We start from the raw sequence: 21,515 nt of genomic DNA, 5'->3' as shown, positions 1-21,515 counted from the left end.
GGCCGCTATTTCACCCCGTTTGGCAGGGCCGCGTCCAGTTCCGCTTTCGTCTCGTCCTCGCAGGTCTTGCCGGATGTGTCGTAGACCGCCTTCTGCATCCGCAGGAACGTGCCGTGAATGGCCGAGGACAGTGCGGTCTGGCGGGCGTTGAATTCCCGCGCCTGCAGGTATTCGCCGAGCGCAACCGTGCTGCGCCCCTCATCCAGCCCGCACCACCAGGCGAGCGCCCCCTTGATGCCGAAGACCATCACCTGACGCGTATCGTCCACCGAAATCGGCGGATTGAGCAGTTCGAATTCGTCGGTCTGCCGGCACGGCACGCCGTCGCAATTCAGGTAGTGGATTCCCTTCAGCGCCTTTTCCATGAAATCCTTGGCATAGGCGTGCGGGATCAACGGACGCAACCGGTCGTCGAGGTCATCCGCCAAGGAGGCGCCCGAGGGCGCCAGAAGCAACGGCAGCAGGACAGCGAAAAGGACGGGAGAAACGCGCATTTTTTCCTCGGCAGGAGAAGCCGCGCGCAGTATAGGCCAGCGATCTTGGCGGGGAAAACGGCAAATCCCGTTCTCCCCGCAACCGTCTCTAACCTCGTCCCCCCGTGGTACAATCCAATACGATAAGATCCTCGATCATCGGGGCCATGAAGGTCTTCATCTCCACATGCAGGGGACAGACCTGATAGGCCTCATGCGCCTCTTCGCTGACGAAGCGCGAAATGACCGCATGACCGAACCCTTTTGCACGGCTCGCTTCGTTGGCTTCGTAATCGTATGAGACGACACCGTCGACCTGCGCGCGGATCGCCCGGCAGAATTCCTCCACCTTCCGGTGATAGGCGTCATCCGCGCCGGCGGCCAGTTTGAGCATCACGACGTGATAGTAATCGGACATAAACGACTGCCTCTTACGATGAGGATTTGGAAAAATAGCGCCATGTCCGTCCCGCAAGACCGACCAGCCCGTCGCGGAACAACAACACGCAGATCACGAATACCGCGCCCTGGATGATGAAGACCCAGGAGCCGAACGGCGCGAGATAGTTTTGCAAGGCGGTATAGGCGAAGGCGCCCGCAATCGGGCCGAGCGCGGTTCCGATTCCACCCAGCAACGTCATCAGGACGACTTCGCCGGACGCGTGCCAATGCACGTCGGACAGGGACGCGATCTGGAACACGACGGCCTTCAAAGCGCCGGCAAGGCCGGAAAGCCCGGCGGACAGGGTGAAGGCGAGCAGTTTGTACTGATCCGCCTTGTAGCCCAGCGATACGGCGCGCGGCTCGTTATCGCGGATGGCGCGCAGCACCTCGCCGAAGGGCGAATGGACGATGCGGGCCATCAGCGCGAAACAGGCAAGGAAGATACCGAACACCGTGTAGTAGAGGGTCAGGTTGTCGGACAGATCGATGAACCCCAGCAGCGTACCGCGCGGAATCGCCTGAAGTCCGTCTTCCCCGCCGGTCTGCGGGGCCTGCAGCGCGACGAAGTAAATCACCTGCGACAAGGCCAAAGTGATCATCGCAAAATAGATGCCCTGCCGGCGAATGGCGAGCCAGCCGAAGCCCGTGCCCAACGCCGCCGACGCGACCGTGGCCAGGATCAGCCCCAACTCGGTCGGCAGTCCCCAGATCTTCAAACTGTGCCCGGCAAGGTAGCCGGCGAAACCGAAGAAGGCGGCATGCCCGAAGGAAAGCAGGCCGACATAGCCGATCAGCAAATTGAAGGCCATCGCGAAGATCGCGAAACACAGGGCCTTCATCAGGAAGGTCGGATAGATCAGGAAGGGGGCCGCCAAGCCGAGGGCGATCAGGGCGCCGCCCAGGGCCAGCTTGCCGGGAGACAGCACCGGGCCGCCGCGTGTCGAAGTTTTCATCGCATTATCACCAAGCATCAGGAATTCCTCCCGAAAAGACCGGCCGGACGGACCAGCAAAATCACCGCCATGAACAGGAAAATCACCAGGTTGGAGGCCGGCGGGTAGAACACCTTGGTCAACCCTTCGACCACGCCCAGCGCGAAACCGCTGACGATCGCACCGGAAATCGATCCCATGCCGCCGATCACGACGACGGCGAAGACGACGACGATCAGGTTTGACCCCATAAGCGGATTGACCTGATAGATCGGCGCGGCCAACACACCCGCGATCCCGGCAAGGCCGACACCAAGCCCGTAAACCAGGGTGATCAGGCGCGGCACGTTGATCCCGAAAGCCTTGGCCAGCGACGGGTTCTCGGTCGCGGCGCGCAGTGTCGCCCCCAGTTTCGTCCGTTCGATCCCGAACCAGATCGCGACGCACAGGATCAGGGCGGCGACGACCACCCAGGCGCGGTACCAGGGCAGATACATGAAGCCCAGATTGACGCCGCCCGACAGTTCCGGCGGCATGTTGTAGGGCAGCCCGGACACACCGTATGCCTGACGCAACCCGCCCTCGATCATCAGCGCAAGGCCGAAGGTCAGCAGCAGGCCGTACAGATGATCCATCCGGTAGATGCGCTGGATGATGGTGCGTTCCAGCACCATGCCCAATACGCCGACAATCACCGGGGCAAGGATCAAGGCCCCCCAATAATTGACGCCCAGATACTCCAGCAGCATCCAGGCAACAAAGGCGCCGACCGTATAGATCGCCCCATGCGCGAAGTTGATGATGTTCAGAAGACCGAAGATGACGGCCAGCCCAAGGCTCAACACCGCGTAGAACGCGCCGTTGATCAATCCGATAAGCAGTTGTCCGAACAGGACCTGCAACGGGATTCCCACTAGATCACCCATGACCGTTTCCTCAGATCCCCAGATACTCGCGCAGTTTGGCGCTTTGTTTTTCGATTTCCGCGTTCGGAATCTCGTCAATGACACGGCCGTGCTCGACCACGTGGTGGCGATCCGCCACGGTGGCGGCGAAATGGAAATTCTGTTCCACCAACAGGATCGTGTAGCCGTGTTCCTTGAGGGCGGCGATACTGCGGCCGATCGCCTGCACGATTACCGGGGCCAGACCTTCGGTCGGCTCATCCAGCAACAGCAGACGGGCACCGGTTCGTAGAATGCGCGCGATGGCCAGCATCTGCTGTTCCCCGCCGGAGAGATTGCCGCCGCCGCTGTCCAACCTTTCCTTCAGATTGGGAAAAAGATCGAAGATCTCGTCGACCGTCAGGCCGCCTTCCGTGATCGAGGGGGGAAGATGAAGGTTCTCCCGCACCGTCAAGGTCTTGTAGATCCCGCGTTCTTCCGGAACGTATCCGATACCGAGGCGCGCCACCATATGGGGCGGCCGGGCAAGCGCGTCCTCGCCGGCGATTTCGATCCGGCCCTGGCGCTGTTCGACAATCCCCATGATCGCCCGAAGCGTCGTGGTCTTACCGGCACCGTTGCGGCCCAGCAGGGTCACGACCTCGCCTTCCCGAACCGAAAAATCCATTCCATGCAGAACATGGGACTCGCCGTACCAGGCGTTCAGCCCCTCGACCCGCAGCATGGTCCGTTTGTTTTTCTCAGGCATTGCCACCTCCCAGATAGGCGTCGATCACCCGCTGGTCCTGGGAAACGGATGCATAATCCCCTTCGGCCAGGACCTGCCCCCGCTGCAGCACGGTAATTCGGTCGGACAGGTCCGCGACAACCGACAGATTGTGCTCAACCATCACGACCGTACGGTCCTTTGCGACGGACCTGATCAACGCGGCGATGCCGTCGATGTCTTCCGTCCCCAAACCGGCCATCGGTTCGTCCAGCAACAGCAGCTCCGGTTCCAGCGCCAAGGTGGTGGCGATTTCCAGGGCGCGTTTCCGCCCATAAGGAAGATCCGCCGCCCTGGTTTCGGCGAAGTCGGACAAACCGACAGCGTCCAACAGCGCATCCGCTTCCTTTTCCAGGGAGCTGAGGCTGCGTATGGACCGCCAGAAATGGAACGACTTGCCGAGTGGACGGGCCAGCGCGACACGGACGTTTTCGAACGCTGTCAGACCATCAAAAACGGCCGAGATCTGGAAGGATCGAACGACACCCAACCGCGCAATATCCGCCGAGGCCATGCCGGTGATATCGCGTCCCTTGAACGTGATCCGGCCGGATGTCGGCTGCAGAAACTTCGTCAGCAGGTTGAACAGCGTCGTCTTTCCCGCGCCGTTCGGCCCGATGACCGCGTGGATCGTGTTCTCCCGCACCTTCAGGGAGACATTGTCGACCGCGCGGAAACCGCCGAAGGCCTTGGAGAGACTATCCGTCTCCAGGATGAATTGCGTATTGGCCATGGTCAGAACCTCGCCAGCAGGCCGCCGTCGACCGTCAACACTTCACCGGTGATGAAGGACGCCGCGGGGCTGGCCAGGAAAACCGCCACCGGGCCAAGCTCCTCCGGCCGCCCCCAACGCCCGAGGGGCACTTCCCGCTCGATATAGGCCTGAAAATCCGCATTCTCCTGAAGCGCGCCGGTGAAAGCCGTCTGGAAGAAGCCGGGGGCCAGGGCGTTGACCGTGATGCCGTCCCGTCCGTATTCCACGGCAAGGGCCCTGGTCATCGAGGCCAGCGCCCCTTTCACGGTCGCATAGAGCGAAATCGTCCCTTTCGCCGCACGACCGGCGACCGACGACATAATCAAGATCCGCCCGAACCCTTGCTCACGCATATAGGGAAGCGCCGCCCGGCAAACGTGGAAGGATCCGTTCACATGCGTCGCGAACAGAGAATCCCATTCCGGTCGGGTGTATTCATGAAAGGGTTTGCGGTTCTGATTGCCCGCATTGTTGATCACGATGTCGATCCGCCCGCGCCGCTCGACCAAAGCCTTCAGCCCTGCGTCGACGCCCGCCTCATCGGACACGTCGAACGGCAACGCCTCAGCCGACAGCCCCTCTTTCGCGAACCGCGCCGCGGCCCCGGCCGCGACATCTGGATTGAGGTCATTGATGGCGACATGCGCACCCGCGCGCGCCAAGGCATCCGCCATGCTGTGCCCGAGCCCTTGGCCCGCCCCGGTTACCAGGGCGACCCGACCTTCGAGCGAAAAGCTGCGCGCCAGGAATTCTGGATCCTGCATCGTTCTGGGTTTCCTCTCCGTGCGGTGCTGCCCTTGACCGGGCGCACGCGGTTATTGATACGCGATCAATTAATCACGTTATCTCAAATTATGCGAATTTGATCTATTATCGCAATACGAAAATTTTTAGTTTTTTCTCATTGCGATCATGAAAGGCGGCGTGGTGGGCGCGCCACATACTGACCGGTCGCCGAAGCGGAGGTCACCATCCCAAGACGACCGGAAATCTCGGCGGCGGCGTCACTGACGGCGCGGCGCAACTCCTCAATTCTTTCCTCGCCGAGCCTGGCGCTGCGGACGATGAAACTGATGCTTCCCGTCACCTGCCCCTCGTCGAAGAAGATCGGCGCGCCGATCCCGACAAGGGCCGGATCGATCTCCCCCCAGGAGACCAGCGCATGGTCCTGACGGATGGACTTCAGATGTTTCCGGAACTCGTTCCAATCCCCGCCGAGGCCGGCGGCCTTGATCTCAGGGCCGTAACGCAGCAGCAGGGCACGCTGCTGATAGGTCGGCAGATTGGCCAGGATGGTTTTCGCGGTCGCGCCGCGAAACAGCGGCATCGGACGGCCGCGCTCGTAACTCGACTCGATCTTGGGATCGACCCATTCCTGGTGAACGCTCATCACCTTGTCGCCGTAGAAACTGCAGAGCATCAGATTTGCCTGCTGTTCTTCCTTGACCCGGACCATGACGTCCTTGGCGGCGATGACCAGCGGATCACAGAGCCGGATCTGCCGGTCCAGTTCGATGATGCGCGGACCGAGCACATAGGTTCCGCCCGCGGCGGCCGCCAACAGACCGGCTTCGACCAACGCGCGAACATATCGGTACGTCGTGGCGCGGGAACATTCCAACTCGACCTGCAGTGCCTCGACCGTCCAGGCCGGCTGTTCCGCGGTGAACCTATCCAGCACGCTCAACATGCGGTCGCTGCTGCTGCCGCGCGCCTTTCCTTCCTTGTCACCCATTTACCGGCGCCTCCCCGTGCCCTACCCCGCGTTTCAGCGGCCGATTATTACAAAAACAAGCTACGTACATTACAGATTCGATGCCCTTTTAACGAGCCCACAACATTCCGAAAAACGCCGGGCGGCCGCCCCCATACCACGTCTACCCGCAGCATGGGCGTCGCGGCCGCCCACCGTCGATGAACCCGCTTCCGTTGAAGGGGTCGGGTCGTTCCCGTTACTTCAGCAGATCACAATCGCTGTCTTCCACGGGACGGAACGCGAGTTCACCCGGAATAGTGCGGACCACGTGATAGTAGTCCCAGTCACGCTTGGATTCGGCCGGCGACTTGACCTGGTACAGGTACATGTCACGGATCACACGGCCATCGGCGCGGATGTAGGCGTCCTTGGTGAAGAAATCGTTGATCTTCATTTCCTTCATCTTTTCCAGGACCGGGCCGGTTTCGTCGGTGCCTGCCGCTTCGATGGCCTTGAGGTAGTGCATCACGGCGGCGTAGTTGCTGGCATGCAGCATCGACGGCATCACACCGGTCTTGTCATAGAAACGCTGCGACCATTTCCGCGTCTCGGCGTCCTGATCCCAGTAGAACGCCTCCACGAGGTTCACGCCCTGTCCCAGTTCCAGACCCAGGGAATGCGCGTCCGTGATGAAAAACAGCAGCGCGCCGAGCTTCTGTCCGGATTGCACGATACCGAACTCGTTCGCCTGCTTGATGGAATTGACCGTGTCCGCGCTACCGTTGGCCAGCCCGATCACATCTGCGCCGGAAGCCTGGGCCTGCAGCAGGTAGGAGGCGAAATCGGCGGTGTTCAGCGGGTGCCGGACATCACCGACGATCTTTCCGCCATTGGTTTCGACCACGGTCCCCGCATCGGAGCGAAGGGCATGGCCGAAGGCATAGTCGGAGGTCAGGAAGAACCAGTTCTTCTCGCCTTCCTGCACCAGGCCGGTGGCGACGCCGCGCGCCAGCGCATAGGTGTCATAGGTCCAATGGATACCGTTCGGGGAGCAATGCTTGCCGGTGATCGCCGAGCTGCCCGAACTGGTATAGATCGCGATCTTGTCCATCTGCTCGGTCAGTTCCTGCACGCCCAGCGCAATCGCCGAATTGGGCACGTCGAGGATCAGATCAACCTGCTCGGACTCATACCATTTCCGAGCGATATCCAGGCCGATATCGACCTTGTTCTGGTGATCGGCCGAGATGACTTCGACCTTCTTACCCAGAACCGTCCCGCCGAAATCCTCGACCGCCATTTCCGCGGCCAGAACGCCGTTCGGGCCCGAAAGATCCGCGAAACTGCCCGATTGGTCGTTCAGCACGCCGATCTTGATGACGTCGTCACTGGCCAGAGCCGGCATCTGCGCCGCCCCCAGCATGACCGCCGACGCGGCGGCCGCACGCAAAATGAACTTATTCATCGTTTCCTCCACTTTGTTTATGCATGCCGGTAGGGTTGCCCGCCCCGCGAACGGGCGGACCCATAGTCCGGCGGCGCCGGCCGGCACCGACCACCGCGAAGTCAGGAAAAATCGGCGCGGCTATTCGAGTTTTTCGCCGGCGAAGTCTTCCAGGAAAACGTTGGGTTTCAGGAAGAAGGAGAGCACGAGGGCACCGTTCGGCGCCGTGGCCACATGGCGGTTGCCTTTCGGCCGCCAGACATAATTGCCTTTGGCCACTTCGCCTTCCTCGTCCACGATCGAACCTTCGAGGACATAGGTCTGCTCAACCTCCACATGCTCGTGAAGGGGCAGACGCGCGCCCGGTTCCCAACGGAACAGGGCCGTCAGCAATCCGGCTTCCTTGTCCTGCATGAGAATCTTCATGTCGACGCCCTTCACCTGGGTCGGTTTCCAATCCAAGCGGTCGACATCGACGAAGCGCGAACAGAGCGGGTCGAGTTTTTGCAATTCCTCGAGCCCAGGCGTTTCAATCGCCATTTCAATTTCCTCCCGATGCTGTGTGCCCTATTGAGTCTTCATTCTGATTGGAACGTTATCGCGTATTATGAGACTTTGCAATATCTCAAAATGCGCGATTTTTGCCGGTATTTTTCCTAATACAGAGATCCGCACAAGCTCCTGAATGCACAGTAAAACCCGGCCGAACACGACCGGGTCGACAAATGAAAGCGCCGCCCGGAAGCCCGGACGGCGCTGAGAACAAACGAAGTGGAAAAGCTTTTGTCTAAGCGAGGTGGGCCTTGAAGAACGCCACCGTCCGATCCCAGGCGATCTTGGCCTGTTCCTCGTTGAAACGCGGGGTGGAGTTATTGTGGAAGCCGTGTTTCGTGCCCGGATAGACATGGGCTTCGAAGCTTTTGCCGTTGGATTTCAAGGCGGCCTCATAGCCTTCCCGCATCGCGTTGATGCGGGGGTCGTCCTCCGCATATTGGATCAACAGCGGCGCCTGGATCTTGGGCACGTCCTCTGCCTTGGCCGCCGCGCCGTAGAAGGGCACGCCCGCATTCAGGTCCGCGCCCATTTCCACGGCAAATGCATTGACCACGCCGCCGCCATAGCAGAACCCGGTCGCGCCCAGCTTGCCGGTCGACAGCGGATGCGCCTTCACGAATTTCGCGCCGTTCAGCAAGTCGGTGAAAAGCTTGCCCTTGTCCAGGCCGGCCTGCATCGCCTTGCCGTCCTCGTCATTGCCGGGATAGCCGCCGATGGGATAGAGCCCGTCCGGCGCGAAAGCCAGGAACCCTTCCAGCGCGGCACGACGGGCAACGTCCTCGATATGCGGGTTCAGGCCGCGATTCTCGTGGATCACGACGACGGCGGGAAAGGGGCCCTCGCCCGTCGGCTGCACCAGATAGCCCCGCATCTTGCCGGAGGTACCGCCGGGGCTGTCGTATTCCACATAAGTCGGCTTGATGCGCGGATCGGTGAATTTCACCATCGCCGCCTCCGCGTAACGCGGCAGCAGCGCCTGCGCCATCGCAACGCCGCCGATGATGCCCAGCGCCGCCGCACGGGCCAGGAAGGTGCGCCGGTCCATGCTCGTATGGCAGAACTCGTCATAGAGATCGTAGATCCGGGGGTCGATCTCTTCAGGGGAATAGGAACGCTCGGAATGGTCTTTCGAAATCTCGGCGGTAAGGGTCATCTTCAGTGCCTCCCATCGGGCTGAAACTGGGGATTAAAATCAGTCCAATCACGCCGAACATTAGCATGAGTATCCGCGTATGCCGCATTCACGAATAGGTTATTGGGCTCAACCTCCGCGCCGAGGAGACTCCCCTCATCGGCGGGTTGATGCCGGCCTAACGGACGCTCTGGATCAGGGCATCCGTATCCGTAACCTGCGCGTATTCCCCGTCCAATATCGCCAAGGTCAGGTCTTGAACCGTGCGTGCATCCCATCGCCCGCCGTCTTTCGATGTAACCGGCACCGCCGTGGTCGCATCGGACGGCAGCAGGATGGTGTAACCCAACGCTTTGCCCGCGCGTACCGTTGCGTCCATGCTGTTATGGATGACGACGCCGGTCAAAACGAAGCGGGTCGCCCCGATCCTCTTCAACACAGCGTCCAGATCGGTTCCGATGAAGGCGCAGTTCTGATGCTTCACGATCACGGGCTCGCCCGGCTGCGGGGCGACCTCCTTCTTGATCGCGTTCCAGGGGCCATGCGTGTGATAAGTCGATGTCGGCACCGCCTCGTCATGCTTGATATGGATGATCGGCCAATGCCGTTCCCGCCAATAGGCCAGCAGCCGTTCGATCGCCGCCAGATAGCCGGGATTGCTCTTGTCCTTCCAGACCGGCTGGTCGATGGCATCCTGAACGTCCAGGATAATTAACGGCAGGGGCCCGGCGGACACGGTCATCACGGTTATCCCTTGGAAAGAGGCGGATGCCTATTCAGCCGCCGCGAACCGGGTCGGGGTATCGACGAAGGTGACATAGGCCGCGTCTTCATGCATCGCCGTGTAGGACGCCATGACCCGCCGGGTCACCGGGCCCGGCGCGCCGGCCTCGATCACTCTCTCCCCTACTTGCGCGATCGGCATGATCCCGCCGGCGGTGGTGCAGAGGAAAACCTCCTCCGCCGTTTCCAGATCGGCGCGCGGCAAGTCCCCGGCACGGCAAACGATGCCTTCCTTCCCACAGATGTCGATTACCGATTGGCGCGTGATGCCGTGCAGACAGCCGCGCTCCGGCGTCACCAGCCCGCCGCCGATCACGGCGAAGACATTGAAGCCGGGCCCTTCGGTCACCATCCCGCGTCCGTCGCACAGCACCGCGGTGTCGAACCCTTCGTCATTGGCGTCGAACAGGCCCGATGTCAGGTCCGACCATTGATAGTTCTTCACCGTTGGATCGACCGCCTCATCGGCGACGCGCGGATGGTCCGAGATCAGCAATTTCGCCCCGCGCTCCTGCACCTCCAGCGGAATCACGTCGATCCAGGGGATCGCATAGGCGACCAGATGATTGGCGCAGTCGCTGGGCTTGCGCGACCCCTTCACCCTGGGCCGGCCCCTGCTGGCCACCATCGCCACGTAACTGTCGGTCAGGCCCGCCAGTTGAACGCAGCGAACCAGAATATCCTTCAGCGCCTGCCGGTCTTCGGCCAGTTCGATCCGCCGCCTTGCCATCGATCTCTCGAAACGGGCCAGATGGTCGTCGAGGCGGAAGAAGCGGCCGTCCTTCACGTGGACGACGTCATAGACCGCGTCCGAGCGCGTGAAACCCCAGTCGAGGACGGAAATCTTCGCCTCCCCGATCGGCACGAATTCTCCGCCGATATAGGCGGCACCGTCTTTGAAGTCAGGGTTGTGCGTCATGGCTCGCTCCTCAACGATCGAGCGAGTTTGCCGCGCCGCCGATCCCGGCTCAAGGACGGATTTCCGGATCCGTCTGCCGGCGCGCGGTCGGACGCCCAGCTAGGGCGACCACGGTCGGGACGGCGATGAAGAAGGCGATCATGCCGAGCGCCATAGCCGTTTTCTCCTTGTCGTACATGCCCCCCATCAGATGGACGAAAACCGCGACCAGAGTGAGATGCAGGATGAACATTCGGATCGAATAGCGACCGATATTGCGGAGAATGCGGAGACGAAAATATCCCGCGACCACCAGACGCGGCCAGTTTAGAAAACGATGCCGCCCTACGAGCAAAATCGTGAACCCGGCCGCCAATACGGTCATTTTCAAAAGATGATACGGGTGCAGCTGCGGGCGCGGCCAGTGGCGCGGAACGCCCGGCGGCAGTTCGGCCAAGGGCGGCGTGAACCATTTGGTCGCCAACCATAGGGCGCTGGCGAACAGAAAGATTACGATCGCCGCCGCGCCCCATTCAGGCAGCCGCGCAATGCCGCGCCCGACCGCGCGATGGTGATAGCCGAGCGCGAAACTCGCAACGAAGGGGAACTGCCAGGCCGCCACGTCGAAAGCCATGATGTCGCCGCCGATGCCCCAGAACCCGCTGATATAGGAATACTGGCTGATCAGATAGACCGCGGCGGAGAAGCCGGCCAGGACCAGGGGACGCAGCCCCAAGGCCAGCACGCCGCCCAGTAGCAGGGAGAAACACAGGATGTACAGGATGAGGACGCCGCTATAGGTCGCGCTGTCGCGGAAAGCGACAATGTCCAGCGCGGTGCCGAGCGCCCCGCGCCAGGAAATCTCGACACCGCCGAAAACCATGATCAGCGCCATGCTGGACACAAAGTGATAGGCAAAGACCGTCGCAACACGGCGCCCAAGGTAACGCGCGAACGGGATCCTCCCGCCGTCAGCGGGAACAGTCGCACCGATCCGCCGGTCTGCCAGATAACCGACCAGGAAACCGGCGACGATGACGAAGAATTCCGCGTCGAAAACCTTGAACAGGGCATGGTGGTGAAACGTCACCAGCCATCCCATGCCGGGCTGAAAGCTGAGATGAGCGACGAGCATCCCGATCAGCAGATGCCCGCGGATCCCATCGATGACGTCAAATCGCACGAACCGCCCCCGGCGCCTGAAACACGCAAAATCCGGGGTGCAGTGCATCGCCGGCCGACGCCGAAGGCAAGGGGAAATCCGACGAAGACCGGATAATCCCGATTAATCCCCCAGCAACGACGCCCGGAAATACCCATGCCGGCGAACCGGCATGCGGTGAAGGAAGCTTGGGAAGGGCCGCGTGCGGATGATACAACCCCAGCCATCGCGGACCGCTTGACGAGGATACGAAACCGAATGACCGAACAGACGGAACGGAATAGCCGCCCCTACTACCATGTCGAAGTCGGGGAGCATCAATACGACCTGATGGAAAAGGTGAATGAGAAGCTTCAGGAAGGCTGGGAACTGCAAGGGGGTGTCACCATGGTCAGCGTGCCCGGCGAGACCTACGGTGAACTGGACTACTATTTCGCCCAGGCCGTGGTTCTGAACCGCTGATACGAGTGAGACGAATATGCAGAATTTTTCCCGCCCCCACCGCAATCTCCAAACCGTTTTCGCCCTTGTGCTTCTGACCGGGACGGCAACCGCGTCCCTGCCCGTCGCGGCCCAGAACGCCGCTTCCCAAGACGCCGCTTCCCAGGACTGCTGGGACAAGGCGACCAGCCAAGGCGCCATGACCGCCTGCGGACTGTCGGAACTGGACAAGGCGGAAATGGAAATGAACGCGCTTTACGCCATCATGCTCGACAAGGTCCGGGGCGACGCCGATACGGTGCGCAAGATCCGCAAGGCGCAGGAAGCCTGGCGCGCCTTCCGCGCGGCCCATGCCGAAGCCGTCTTTCCGAAGGCCGACACACAGGCCGGCGCCCGGGCCGAATACGGCAGTTCCTTTCCGATGTGCTGGGCCGCCGTGAATATGGAACTGACGGAACAGCGCATCGCCCAGTTGCGTGAATGGGTCGACGGCATCCCCGAAGGCGATGTCTGCGCCGGGTCGCGCGGTTTTCCCGGTAACTGAGCATCGGACGGTCGTCGGGCCTCGGCCGCCGACAACGAACAGGTTGGTCGGGCACATGCGGCGGCCTGCGGCGATCGCCTGCGTAAAGAGCAGGTATTCCGCGACCATGCCTGATCTCCGGGACCGGAGGCCAATCTGCGATGTATTCTGTTGCATACATCCAAATACAATGCTGCAATTCCCCAAACAGCGCGCCCTGTGCGTCCGGCGTAAAAGGCAATCTGGGGGAAATGATGGCGACCGACGGTTCCGACTTTGCGATAAATCTCTATTCCTATCTCTTCTCGCACACCGCCGCCGACGCGGTCCGGCACCTGTCGGATCAAGGCTATTCCGGGTTCGAGTTCATGATGTTCCCGAACCATCTTTGGTACGGGGCGGAGCATGCGGCCACCGCCAAGGACCTGCTGGCGGCACAGGCGGAGACCGGGGCGCGGTTCCTGTCGTCGAACATGCCGAATATCGATATCAACATCGCCGCCTGCGACCCGGCGATGCGGGACTATTCACTGAACACATTAACCGCGCTGGTCGAATTGTCGGGCGATCTGGGCATCCCGCGTATGATCGTCGGCCCCGGCAAGCCCAACCCGCTGTTCCCGGCACCGCGCGACTTCATGATGGACTGCTTCTTCAAGGGCCTGGACCGTTTGGTCCCGGTGGCGGAACGCGCGGGCGTCATGCTGTTGATCGAGAACATGCCCTTCGCCTTCCTGCCCGATGCGGACGGCATGATGGAGGCGCTCGATACATACGGCCATGACGGGATCGGCATCACCTACGACGTCGCCAACGGTCATTTCATCAAGGAGGATATCACCGCCGGTATGAAAAGGGTGCAGTCCCGCCTGCAGACCGTCCATCTGTCCGACACCACGCAGCACGTTTACAAGCACGATGCCGTCGGTCTGGGCGATGTGGATTTTCGGGCGGCAATGCAGGCCATGAAGAATGTCGGCTACACCGAACAGCCGATTCTGGAAATCATCGACCGGAACCCGGACCCCGAAATCGCACGCAGCGCCGAGGCGCTGGCGGCACTGTCCGGAATTTAATAGCACCGCATAGCCTCGCAGCCCTCCGCGCCGTTCCGCCAACAGCGTCGCGCGCCCGGGACACCTCCATCATCAAACGCTTATTTAACGGCGATCAATGTTCTTGGACCGTTAGCAAACGAGCGTTAACAAAACGCCCTCAGCCCGGTCAAAAACAGGCTTTCGGAGTGCCGCGAATTTCGAAACAATCGGTCTGCTGCCAATTTACCAGTTTTTTGGATCAGGAGATTAAAGATGAAGTTCAAAGCCGTTCTCGCCGCCCTGACACTGGGCGCAATGGCTTCGCTGCCCGCCCAGGCAGCGGTCGTCACGCCGCCTCTGGGTTTCGATCTCACGCTCTCCGGCAATACCAACGTCCCTACCTTCACCCTGGTCAATACCAGCGCTGCGGGGCAACAATTGACCGGCTTCACCTTTACGATCGGAAACGTCAGCAGACATTTCGACTTCGTGAATTCGCTCTCCAATCCCGCCGGCGGCACGTCGACGCTGAACAGCCCGGATTCGGTGGATAACGGGGCACGGTCCGATACCATCGACCTCACCTTCACGGGGTTCGACGCCGGTGAAAGCGTCAGTTTCGCTGCGGATGTGGATCTCGATCCCTCGTTTAACTCGACGCAGGATTACCGGAATGTTTTTTTCAACAACGGAACGGCGCTGAATTCCGTGGCGACGGCCTTCTTCGCGTTCGGTACGTCCGTTTCACTGACACTGCCGGACAATCCGGTCAATCAGTCCAGCTACAGCTTCTCCGCCTCGAACGGGGTGAGCGCCGTGCCGCTGCCGGCGGCCCTGCCTCTGCTGGTGGCCGGCCTTGCGGGGCTGGGCATCCTGTCGCGCCGTCGCAAGACCGCGGCCTGACCGGTTCTCACACGAAGTTAAGAAGCGGCGCCTCCACGGCGCCGTTTTTCTTAGTGGCGCGGGGCCAATCCCGTCACGCCGCCTGATCGGCGACCGTCGGTTCCTCGCAGGCGACCGTGGTACGGTGCATGTCGCGCGCCTTGGTATGGTCGTAGCGCCGGGCCCGGTGCATGGTGACGCGGTTGTCCCACATCACCAGGTCCCATTGCCGCCATTCATGCGCATAGACGAAGCGGCGCTGGGTCGCGTGCTCGGTCAGGTCCAGCAGGAACATCCGCGCTTCCGGCACCGGCCAGCCGACGATCCCGCCCGCATGGGATGCCAGATAGAGCGACTTCCTGCCCGTGCGCGGGTGAGTGCGCACAAGGCGCTGAAGCACCGGCGCCCATTTCGCCCGCTCCTCCTCGGTGAATTCATCGAAGCCCAGCTTGCCGCGGGAATAGAGCTGGCTGTGCTCGCAGATCAGATCCATGCATTCCGCCTGAAGGGCCGGGTCCAGCGCGTCCCAGGCGGCGCGCATATCGGCGAACTCCGTATTGCCGCCCTCCCCCGGGATAACCCGCGCCGACAGCAGGGAGAATTTCGACGGCACGCGTTTGAACGAGCTGTCCGAATGCCACAGCATATTGCCCAGGCCGAACAGCCGCCGCCGGTCGTCCCGCGACACGACCCGGCCATGCTGATCCAGGTTCGAGATATCGTTGACCGTCATCGGCAGCCGCCGATCCTCCAGCCGCGCGATGTCGCCGGTGGCCGTCTCCATCTCGCCGAAATGCTGGGAAAAGGCGTATTGCTGGTCGTCGTCCAGGACCTGATCCCGGAAAACCAGCACGCCGTAGAGATCGATCGCATCCTCGATCTCGGCCGCGGTTTCGGCAGAGACGCCGGCCGCGATATCCACCCCTTCGACCAGGGCACCGAAATCGGGGCGGGCCGCATCCATCGGTGTAACGGTAATCGCCATGTCGTTTCCTCCGTGGCGGGCCACTTCTTGGGATCCGGCCTTTGCCGGATGCGACCCGCTCTTTGCCTGAATTCTGGCCGGGTCTGTTTTCCGGTGCAACCGGGCTTTCCCTGCCCTGCCGGAAAAACTGCGATCCCTCACGCACACGCAACGACGCAGCGCAACCGACGGGTCGTTCAACCGTTGATCCTTCGAGCGAGCGGCGGAGAGCCATGGGCATCGTTACCGGAGGCAAGGAGATGTATTTCGAAACCGAGATTCCGATCCTGGACATGGCCGCCCGATTGGCCAGCGCCGCCGGCCTCGCCTTCCTGCTCGGCCTGGATCGGGAATTGCGCGGCAAGGCGGCCGGTCTGCGCACCCATATGCTGGTCTCCCTCGGCGCGGCGGCCTTCATGATCATGGGCATGAGCCTGCTTTTCGCCACCGCCGAAGGCGACCCCTCGGCCAGCATCGATCCCAGCCGCATCATCGACGGCGTCATCGGCGGCATCGGGTTCCTGGGCGCCGGCGCGATCATCCAAAGCGGCGGTGACGTCAAGGGCATCACCACCGGCGCATCGGTCTGGGCCTGTGGCGCCATCGGCCTTGCCTGCGGCATGGGCTATCTGCCGCTGGCCGCGATGATCACGGGGTTCGCCGTCCTGATTGTGCTGGTGCTCGGTTTCATCCAGCACAAGACACTTGAAGAGAATGGCTGAGCCGGACAGGCGAGGAAATGCCCCCCTGTTCGAACACAGCCTATTCCGGACAGGTTTCCGCCAGCAGGACGTTCAGGTCGAAATCCCTGGTCCGCCAATTCCGTGTATCGCAATAGAAATTGCCGCTTCGGTCATACGGCGCGCCATGATCGTCACACCGGGTCAAACGCTTGTCGCATTGGATGATCTCGGGACAGCCCCAGGTCTCGCAATTCAGATAGTCGGTCACCTTGGCGCAGGTGATGACATGGTCCAGGGTTTCCCGTCGGCAGGCTTCCACGGCGGGATCCCGCCCCGTGCCGCCTTTCTGCGCCGAACCCGGCGGCGGGTCGCTGCGGATCGGCCCCTTGTGCAGCTGACGCGGATCGACCGCGATGTCGAATTCGCGCTGCAGGCAATATTGGCGCATGACCGCGGCGAAAGCCGGTGCGACCGTCACCGTGGTTCCCGGCGGCACATCCTTGCAGCTGCGAAGCGTCGCGGCCTTGATCGCCTCGCCCGCCTTCATCGCTTTCGCGATTTCCGCGTCATAATCCATGCCGGGGGTCCGGTCGGCGCGTGCGTCTGTTTCCTTCCCCTTCCCGCCCTGCAGGATCGCTTTCAGTTCGGCCGCCGCCTCATCCGCCCCCTCCACCCGCACGGATCCATCTTCCTGCCGGGTAACGGCCGTATTCTGGGCATGCGCCGGCGCTGATAAAGCCGCCAGGCACAGCGCGAAACACAAGGCGACACCAAAAGATCTTACGGTCAAAACGCCCCCTCCCCCGGTTCGCTTGATCTGTCGCCGCGCAAGCTATCAACCGGACGCAGCGCTGTCATCCGATGGCGGAGCCGCCGCGCCCGTTCCGTTCAGCGTTCAGCGGTTTCCGCGTTCCCGCAACAGGATGAAAATACCGCTGCCGACGATGATGGCCGCGCCCAGGAAGGCCGCCGCGTCGGGGATTTCGTTCCAGAACAGCCAGCCCAGCGCCGTCGCCCAGACGATGCCCGTATAGTCGAAGGGCGCGACGATCGCCGCCGGCGCCAGGCGGAAGGCCTGGGTCATCAGGGTCATGCCCGCCGTGCCGAACAGCGCGATGCCGGCGAAGAACCACAGATCCTCGATCCGGATCGGGGTCCAGAAGAAGGGCACGACGAAGGCGCTCAACACCGCGCTGGTCCCGGTCAGATAGAGCAGCATGGTCCAGGCGCTTTCCTTCGGGTCGACCCAGCGGGCGCTCAGCATCAACAGAGCATAGACGAAGGCCGTCGTCACCGGCAGCAGGGAGACAAGCTGAAACGCCGCCGATCCCGGCCGGATGACGACCAGCACGCCGACGAAACCCGCCCCGACCGCCAGCCAGCGGCGCCAGCCCACCTGTTCCTTCAGGAAGGCGGCGGAGATCGCGGTGATGAACAGCGGCGCCACGAAGATCAGCGCGGTCGCCTCGGCCAGGTCCAGATGGGCGAAGCTGGTAAAGAACATGATCGTCGCCACGACCCACAGGAAGCCGCGCAGGACATGCGCCGCCGGCCGACCGGACCGCAGCGCCCGGACGCCGCCCATCCGCGCCGTGATCGCCAGGGCGAAAGGCAGGGCGATGACATTGCGCAGGAACAGGATCTGAAGCGGCGAATAGACCTCTATCAAATGCTTGGCGATGGCGTCATTAACGCTGAGGCAGGCGATCCCCGCGCACATCATCGCGATGCCCGCCAAGGCCCTATCCTGCGATGTTCCCCCCTGGGATGAAGGCTCTTTCGATGTCGGCGTGTCGCCCTGCACGCTGTCCCTCCCGGATGCCGGCCGGCGTTCCTGTCATTCTCGTCTTTTCGCCGCTAGGCTTGCCCCCGACCGCGCTGCAGACAACCCTCGTTTTTGCCTCAAGAGTTGTGAAACGGTGGCCGTGGCGTCGGGGCGCGACAGCCGTCAGATTGGCCCGGACGATTTCCGGCCACGGCATGGCGGGACCGTTCGATTCGTGATGGGATGGCGGCCAACCGAACGACATGAAACACAGCCATGCAACACAGTAAGGGAGGCACAGACGCGATGGGACATATCGGGGCGAGTGTAACACTGGATAATCCGGCATTGGTGCATGACAGCGCCCAGCTCTACGGCAAGGTCTATATCGGGCCGGGGGCGTCGATCTGGCCGAATGTGGTGACGCGGGCGGAGTTCCATGAAATCCGCATCGGCGCGCGGACCAATATCCAGGATTTCGTGATGATCCATGTCGGTGCGCGGACGCCGACCATCGTGGGCGAGGATTGCTCGATCACCCATCACGTCACCCTGCATGGCTGCGAGATCGGCGACCGCTGCCTGATCGGCATCAACGCCACCATCATGGACGGCGCAAAGATCGGCGCGAATTCCATCGTCGCCGGCCATACGATCATCCGCGAAAACGCGGAACTCCCGGAAAACTCCATCATCGCCGGCGTCCCCGGCAAACGCGTGGCGGAACGCGACTGCGGCGCGGCCAATATCGGCAATGCCCGTTTCTACGAGATGAACGCGCGGAATTATGCCGAGGGACGCGACCGCCTGAACGACGAACAGCTGGCGGAACTGAAACAGATGTTCGGGATGTGACCCGGGGGGGCCTGCCTTTGAGCCCTACCTGGGAGACCGGCGCGTGGCGACGGGCGCGATCAGCGATCCTCCGCCCGCACCCGGTGAAAGGGCATGGCGGCGCGCAGGCGCTGAACACCCACGAACAACCGGACGAGCAAAGGCCTGACCTTCAGGAAGCCGCGATAGGTGACTTCCAGGACCGGTTCGACGCCCGGCAAACCGGCGAAACCTGCCAGCCGGCGCCAGCCGGGCAGCGACCGCCAGACCTCGATGAAGGCCGCGGCGCCGGACAGCACCTGCCCGTCCACGGCGGCCACATGGAACCGCGCCATCGCCGTATCCCTGTCGAGGCCCTGGGGCAGCGAGGCATCCGGCGCCGACACATCGACGAGACGCAAGCGCCCCTCGGCGTCCTGGTCCCGATACAGGCCGATCTCGGATCTACACAGCGGACAGGACCCGTCGAAAAACACGGTCGTTCCGGTTCCGCTTGTTCCCTTGTCTTGATTGCCCACGAGTTCGACCGCGTTGAACGCGCGTCCCCTTATCCGTCTCACAAATGGTAGGGATACGCTTGGGCCGACAGGGCGGATCAAAAAAGGCGGCGGCCAGCGATGAAAGAGACAGCGTCGCGACCTGGGCAAACCGCACTCGGCCGCGGTCACTCCCCTTGCGGCGTGGGCAGGGGCTCGTTGGGGATCTGGCCCAATTGGCGCAGCAGGCTCAACTGGTCTTCGCTGTACCAGAAATCCGTAATCCGCCCATCGCGGATCCGCACGATGTCGATGCCCGTGATCTTCACCTTCCGCCCCGTCGGCGCGATACCGAAGAACGGCCCCAGATGCGTCCCGGTCAGCACGAAGCGCCCGCTGACCAAATCGCCCTCGGCGAAGATCATGTCGACCTCCTCATGCATGTCCGGAAACCCGGTACGCCATTCCCGCACCAGCTGCTTCAAGCCTTTCGGTCCGGGTTGCATCCCCGGCGGCAATTGATGATCGGTGAAATCGGGCGCGACCAACTCATCCACCGCGTCCGGATTCCCCTTGCACCAGAACTCGTCATAAAAGCGCCGCATCAGGGCCTTGTTCGCGTCGAGTGTCATCTGCCGCTCCCGTGAGTGCTGAGGCTATTTTCGGTTCCCTGTGTGTCAGAGTCGCAGGCGCTGCGCAGCATTCTTGGACTGTCGGCGGCAATACTGAATTGCGCAGGAAGCCCTGTCACCGTGTCCTGAGACCCGAGTTCCCTCCAGCTTAGCGCCGAGTCCTTGGGTTGATTTTTGACCTCATGCGGCTTGGTTTTCCAGCACCCATTTGGATGCGTATTCCCTTGGCGTGACGTTGCCGAGTGAGGAATGTGGTCTGTGTCGGTTGTAGTCCTCCTTCCAAGCATTGATGGCGATCCGCGCTTCCCCGAGCTCCGTGAAGAGCGTCTCGTTGAGGCACTCGTCCCGGAACCTGCCGTTGAAGCTTTCCACGAAGGCGTTCTGCTGCGGCTTGCCCGGTGCGATGTAGTGCCATTCCACGCCGGTCTCCTGGCACCATCTCAGCACGGCCATACTGGTCATCTCCGTGCCGTTGTCGGAAACCACGGTCCTGGGCTTGCCGCGTCGGGCGACGACCGCATCCAGCTCCCGCACCAGCCTGGTACCCGACAGCGACGTGTCGGCGATCAGCGCCAGGCACTCGCGGGTATAATCATCGACGACGGCGAGGATGCGGAACCGCCTTCCGTCGGTGAAAGCGTCGCTCAGGAAGTCCAGGCTCCAACGGTCATTCGGCCGGTCGGGCAGCTCCATCGGCCGGCGCGTGCCGAGCGCCCGCTTTCGGCCGCCTCGGCGCCGGACCTGTAGCTTCTCTTCCCGATACAGCCGTCGGAGCTTCTTCTGGTTCATCTCGATCCCCTGACGCTGCAGCATGATGTGGATGCGGCGGTAACCGAACCGGCGGCGTTCCGAGGCAACGGCGCGGATCTTCTCCCGAAGAGGGCCGTCATCGGGGCGGATGCTCCGATAGCGCACACTCGACCGATCGACGGCCAGAACCTTGCACGCCCGACGCTGGCTGACCTCGAAGGCTGCCTGCACATGCAAAACCGCATCGCGCTTCGCACCGGGCGTTACCATTTTTTTGAAGCGACATCCTTCAGGATGGCGTTGTCCAGCATCTGCTCGGCGAGCAACTTCTTCAGACGGCGGTTCTCATCCTCCAAGGCCTTCAGCCGCCGGGCATCGGAAACCTCCATCCCACCGAACTTGGCCTTGTACTTGTAGAACGTCGCCTCCGAGATCCCGTGCCGGCGGCAAACGTCCGCCGTCCGCTCACCCGCCTCCTGCTCCTTCAATATCCCGATGATCTGCTCTTCAGTGAACCTGCTGCGCTTCATGTTCCGTCTCCTTCACGGTGACGGACTCTACTCTAAAATGGAGGAAGTTCAGGG

Annotated in this window: 26 protein-coding genes; 6 read left to right on the top strand and 20 right to left on the bottom strand. The window is 62.1% G+C overall.

The annotated features are described in order from the left end of the window. Positions 1 to 5: 5 nt before the first annotated feature. From ACQK2G_RS07515 to opgC, 14 genes are all read right to left on the bottom strand, one after another. A complete protein-coding gene (locus tag ACQK2G_RS07515; protein WP_425404407.1) occupies positions 6 to 494 on the bottom strand; it encodes a hypothetical protein in 489 nt (162 codons plus the stop codon). 88 nt (positions 495 to 582) lie between these two features. Continuing rightward, positions 583 to 891 carry a Dabb family protein gene (locus ACQK2G_RS07510; protein ID WP_425404406.1) on the bottom strand — a complete coding sequence of 103 codons (309 nt, stop codon included), beginning with the start codon at positions 889 to 891 and terminating at the stop codon, positions 583 to 585. Positions 892 to 904: 13 nt separating this feature from the next. Next, positions 905 to 1,888, bottom strand: a complete 984-nt coding sequence (locus ACQK2G_RS07505; protein ID WP_425404405.1) for a branched-chain amino acid ABC transporter permease — start codon at positions 1,886 to 1,888, stop codon at positions 905 to 907. Next, complete coding sequence (locus ACQK2G_RS07500) at positions 1,888 to 2,775, bottom strand: branched-chain amino acid ABC transporter permease (protein WP_425404404.1); 888 nt, start codon at positions 2,773 to 2,775, stop codon at positions 1,888 to 1,890. Before ACQK2G_RS07500 ends, ACQK2G_RS07505 begins: the two co-directional genes overlap by 1 nt. 10 nt (positions 2,776 to 2,785) lie before the next feature. Continuing rightward, positions 2,786 to 3,502: an ABC transporter ATP-binding protein gene (locus ACQK2G_RS07495; RefSeq protein ID WP_425404403.1), complete on the bottom strand. Its 717-nt coding sequence runs from the start codon at positions 3,500 to 3,502 to the stop codon at positions 2,786 to 2,788. Next, positions 3,495 to 4,253, bottom strand: coding sequence for an ABC transporter ATP-binding protein (locus ACQK2G_RS07490; protein WP_425404402.1), 759 nt, complete (start codon positions 4,251 to 4,253; stop codon positions 3,495 to 3,497). Before ACQK2G_RS07490 ends, ACQK2G_RS07495 begins: the two co-directional genes overlap by 8 nt. A 2-nt stretch (positions 4,254 to 4,255) precedes the next feature. Further along, a complete protein-coding gene (locus ACQK2G_RS07485) occupies positions 4,256 to 5,038 on the bottom strand; it encodes an SDR family NAD(P)-dependent oxidoreductase (protein ID WP_425404401.1) in 783 nt (260 codons plus the stop codon). Between the two features lie 146 nt (positions 5,039 to 5,184). After that, on the bottom strand, positions 5,185 to 6,009 hold the full coding sequence (locus ACQK2G_RS07480) for an IclR family transcriptional regulator (protein ID WP_425404400.1): 825 nt from the start codon (positions 6,007 to 6,009) through the stop codon (positions 5,185 to 5,187). A gap of 217 nt (positions 6,010 to 6,226) precedes the next feature. Continuing rightward, positions 6,227 to 7,435 (bottom strand): ABC transporter substrate-binding protein, encoded by a 1,209-nt coding sequence (locus ACQK2G_RS07475; RefSeq protein WP_425404399.1) that lies wholly within the window; start codon positions 7,433 to 7,435, stop codon positions 6,227 to 6,229. A gap of 120 nt (positions 7,436 to 7,555) precedes the next feature. Then, entirely contained in the window at positions 7,556 to 7,954 is a 399-nt protein-coding gene (locus ACQK2G_RS07470) for a cupin domain-containing protein (protein ID WP_425404398.1), read from the bottom strand. A 247-nt stretch (positions 7,955 to 8,201) separates the two neighbouring features. Then, on the bottom strand, positions 8,202 to 9,122 hold the full coding sequence (locus ACQK2G_RS07465; RefSeq protein ID WP_425404397.1) for a dienelactone hydrolase family protein: 921 nt from the start codon (positions 9,120 to 9,122) through the stop codon (positions 8,202 to 8,204). Positions 9,123 to 9,279: 157 nt separating this feature from the next. After that, positions 9,280 to 9,843, bottom strand: a complete 564-nt coding sequence (locus ACQK2G_RS07460; protein ID WP_425404396.1) for an isochorismatase family protein — start codon at positions 9,841 to 9,843, stop codon at positions 9,280 to 9,282. A gap of 30 nt (positions 9,844 to 9,873) precedes the next feature. Next, entirely contained in the window at positions 9,874 to 10,803 is a 930-nt protein-coding gene (locus tag ACQK2G_RS07455) for an aminotransferase class IV (RefSeq protein WP_425404395.1), read from the bottom strand. A 49-nt stretch (positions 10,804 to 10,852) separates the two neighbouring features. Then, positions 10,853 to 11,965: an OpgC domain-containing protein gene (gene opgC, locus ACQK2G_RS07450; protein WP_425404394.1), complete on the bottom strand. Its 1,113-nt coding sequence runs from the start codon at positions 11,963 to 11,965 to the stop codon at positions 10,853 to 10,855. Between the two features lie 237 nt (positions 11,966 to 12,202). On the opposite strand from opgC, the gene ACQK2G_RS07445 reads away from it, so the two are divergent. From ACQK2G_RS07445 to ACQK2G_RS07430, 4 genes are all read left to right on the top strand, one after another. Further along, positions 12,203 to 12,406, top strand: coding sequence for a DUF1737 domain-containing protein (locus tag ACQK2G_RS07445; protein ID WP_425404393.1), 204 nt, complete (start codon positions 12,203 to 12,205; stop codon positions 12,404 to 12,406). Between the two features lie 16 nt (positions 12,407 to 12,422). Beyond that, positions 12,423 to 12,929 carry a lysozyme inhibitor LprI family protein gene (locus ACQK2G_RS07440; protein ID WP_425404392.1) on the top strand — a complete coding sequence of 169 codons (507 nt, stop codon included), beginning with the start codon at positions 12,423 to 12,425 and terminating at the stop codon, positions 12,927 to 12,929. 233 nt (positions 12,930 to 13,162) lie between these two features. Continuing rightward, complete coding sequence (locus ACQK2G_RS07435; protein WP_425404391.1) at positions 13,163 to 13,984, top strand: sugar phosphate isomerase/epimerase family protein; 822 nt, start codon at positions 13,163 to 13,165, stop codon at positions 13,982 to 13,984. Positions 13,985 to 14,218: 234 nt separating this feature from the next. Next, positions 14,219 to 14,848, top strand: coding sequence for a VPLPA-CTERM sorting domain-containing protein (locus ACQK2G_RS07430; RefSeq protein WP_425404390.1), 630 nt, complete (start codon positions 14,219 to 14,221; stop codon positions 14,846 to 14,848). Between the two features lie 73 nt (positions 14,849 to 14,921). Here ACQK2G_RS07430 and ACQK2G_RS07425 read toward each other — a convergent pair whose 3' ends face one another. Then, the gene (locus ACQK2G_RS07425; protein ID WP_425404389.1) at positions 14,922 to 15,812 is read right to left on the bottom strand and encodes a TauD/TfdA dioxygenase family protein; all 891 of its coding nucleotides are present in this window, start codon (positions 15,810 to 15,812) and stop codon (positions 14,922 to 14,924) included. Positions 15,813 to 16,024: 212 nt separating this feature from the next. Between ACQK2G_RS07425 and ACQK2G_RS07420 the strand changes: the two genes are divergently transcribed. Then, entirely contained in the window at positions 16,025 to 16,513 is a 489-nt protein-coding gene (locus tag ACQK2G_RS07420) for an MgtC/SapB family protein (RefSeq protein WP_425404388.1), read from the top strand. A gap of 40 nt (positions 16,514 to 16,553) precedes the next feature. On the opposite strand, the gene ACQK2G_RS07415 is transcribed toward ACQK2G_RS07420, so the two are convergent. Together ACQK2G_RS07415 and ACQK2G_RS07410 are read right to left on the bottom strand one after the other, a co-directional pair. Continuing rightward, complete coding sequence (locus ACQK2G_RS07415) at positions 16,554 to 17,264, bottom strand: hypothetical protein (RefSeq protein ID WP_425404387.1); 711 nt, start codon at positions 17,262 to 17,264, stop codon at positions 16,554 to 16,556. Positions 17,265 to 17,369: 105 nt separating this feature from the next. Then, positions 17,370 to 18,278 (bottom strand): DMT family transporter, encoded by a 909-nt coding sequence (locus ACQK2G_RS07410; protein WP_425404386.1) that lies wholly within the window; start codon positions 18,276 to 18,278, stop codon positions 17,370 to 17,372. Positions 18,279 to 18,545: 267 nt separating this feature from the next. On the opposite strand from ACQK2G_RS07410, the gene ACQK2G_RS07405 reads away from it, so the two are divergent. Then, positions 18,546 to 19,094 carry a gamma carbonic anhydrase family protein gene (locus ACQK2G_RS07405; RefSeq protein WP_425404385.1) on the top strand — a complete coding sequence of 183 codons (549 nt, stop codon included), beginning with the start codon at positions 18,546 to 18,548 and terminating at the stop codon, positions 19,092 to 19,094. A 59-nt stretch (positions 19,095 to 19,153) separates the two neighbouring features. Here the strand turns inward: ACQK2G_RS07405 and ACQK2G_RS07400 are convergent, their stop codons facing one another. The 3 genes from ACQK2G_RS07400 to ACQK2G_RS07390 all read right to left on the bottom strand — a co-directional run bounded on the left by ACQK2G_RS07400 (position 19,154) and on the right by ACQK2G_RS07390 (position 21,461). Continuing rightward, entirely contained in the window at positions 19,154 to 19,591 is a 438-nt protein-coding gene (locus ACQK2G_RS07400) for a thiol-disulfide oxidoreductase DCC family protein (protein ID WP_425404384.1), read from the bottom strand. Between the two features lie 146 nt (positions 19,592 to 19,737). After that, positions 19,738 to 20,181, bottom strand: coding sequence for an ester cyclase (locus ACQK2G_RS07395; protein ID WP_425404383.1), 444 nt, complete (start codon positions 20,179 to 20,181; stop codon positions 19,738 to 19,740). 180 nt (positions 20,182 to 20,361) lie between these two features. Beyond that, a protein-coding gene (locus ACQK2G_RS07390) for an IS3 family transposase (RefSeq protein WP_425404068.1) occupies positions 20,362 to 21,461 on the bottom strand; the annotation gives its coding sequence in 2 pieces (ribosomal slippage) (positions 20,362 to 21,209 and positions 21,209 to 21,461; 1,101 coding nt in all). Positions 21,462 to 21,515 lie beyond the last annotated feature (54 nt).

This window comes from Hwanghaeella sp., from assembly GCF_965227365.1.
Lineage (GTDB): Bacteria > Pseudomonadota > Alphaproteobacteria > UBA8366 > Aestuariispiraceae > Hwanghaeella.
The sequence above is the reverse complement of the archived record's forward strand: the minus strand, read 5'-3'. Positions and strand labels throughout refer to the sequence as shown.

Coding starts and splice junctions, on each gene's coding strand:
- ACQK2G_RS07515 (WP_425404407.1), bottom strand. CDS start 494: ATGCGCGTTTCTCCCGTCCTTTTCGCTGTCCTGCTGCCGTTGCTTCTG.
- ACQK2G_RS07510 (WP_425404406.1), bottom strand. CDS start 891: ATGTCCGATTACTATCACGTCGTGATGCTCAAACTGGCCGCCGGCGCG.
- ACQK2G_RS07505 (WP_425404405.1), bottom strand. CDS start 1,888: ATGCTTGGTGATAATGCGATGAAAACTTCGACACGCGGCGGCCCGGTG.
- ACQK2G_RS07500 (WP_425404404.1), bottom strand. CDS start 2,775: ATGGGTGATCTAGTGGGAATCCCGTTGCAGGTCCTGTTCGGACAACTG.
- ACQK2G_RS07495 (WP_425404403.1), bottom strand. CDS start 3,502: ATGCCTGAGAAAAACAAACGGACCATGCTGCGGGTCGAGGGGCTGAAC.
- ACQK2G_RS07490 (WP_425404402.1), bottom strand. CDS start 4,253: ATGGCCAATACGCAATTCATCCTGGAGACGGATAGTCTCTCCAAGGCC.
- ACQK2G_RS07485 (WP_425404401.1), bottom strand. CDS start 5,038: ATGCAGGATCCAGAATTCCTGGCGCGCAGCTTTTCGCTCGAAGGTCGG.
- ACQK2G_RS07480 (WP_425404400.1), bottom strand. CDS start 6,009: ATGGGTGACAAGGAAGGAAAGGCGCGCGGCAGCAGCAGCGACCGCATG.
- ACQK2G_RS07475 (WP_425404399.1), bottom strand. CDS start 7,435: ATGAATAAGTTCATTTTGCGTGCGGCCGCCGCGTCGGCGGTCATGCTG.
- ACQK2G_RS07470 (WP_425404398.1), bottom strand. CDS start 7,954: ATGGCGATTGAAACGCCTGGGCTCGAGGAATTGCAAAAACTCGACCCG.
- ACQK2G_RS07465 (WP_425404397.1), bottom strand. CDS start 9,122: ATGACCCTTACCGCCGAGATTTCGAAAGACCATTCCGAGCGTTCCTAT.
- ACQK2G_RS07460 (WP_425404396.1), bottom strand. CDS start 9,843: ATGACCGTGTCCGCCGGGCCCCTGCCGTTAATTATCCTGGACGTTCAG.
- ACQK2G_RS07455 (WP_425404395.1), bottom strand. CDS start 10,803: ATGACGCACAACCCTGACTTCAAAGACGGTGCCGCCTATATCGGCGGA.
- ACQK2G_RS07445 (WP_425404393.1), top strand. CDS start 12,203: ATGACCGAACAGACGGAACGGAATAGCCGCCCCTACTACCATGTCGAA.
- ACQK2G_RS07440 (WP_425404392.1), top strand. CDS start 12,423: ATGCAGAATTTTTCCCGCCCCCACCGCAATCTCCAAACCGTTTTCGCC.
- ACQK2G_RS07435 (WP_425404391.1), top strand. CDS start 13,163: ATGGCGACCGACGGTTCCGACTTTGCGATAAATCTCTATTCCTATCTC.
- ACQK2G_RS07430 (WP_425404390.1), top strand. CDS start 14,219: ATGAAGTTCAAAGCCGTTCTCGCCGCCCTGACACTGGGCGCAATGGCT.
- ACQK2G_RS07425 (WP_425404389.1), bottom strand. CDS start 15,812: ATGGCGATTACCGTTACACCGATGGATGCGGCCCGCCCCGATTTCGGT.
- ACQK2G_RS07420 (WP_425404388.1), top strand. CDS start 16,025: ATGGGCATCGTTACCGGAGGCAAGGAGATGTATTTCGAAACCGAGATT.
- ACQK2G_RS07405 (WP_425404385.1), top strand. CDS start 18,546: ATGGGACATATCGGGGCGAGTGTAACACTGGATAATCCGGCATTGGTG.
- ACQK2G_RS07395 (WP_425404383.1), bottom strand. CDS start 20,181: ATGACACTCGACGCGAACAAGGCCCTGATGCGGCGCTTTTATGACGAG.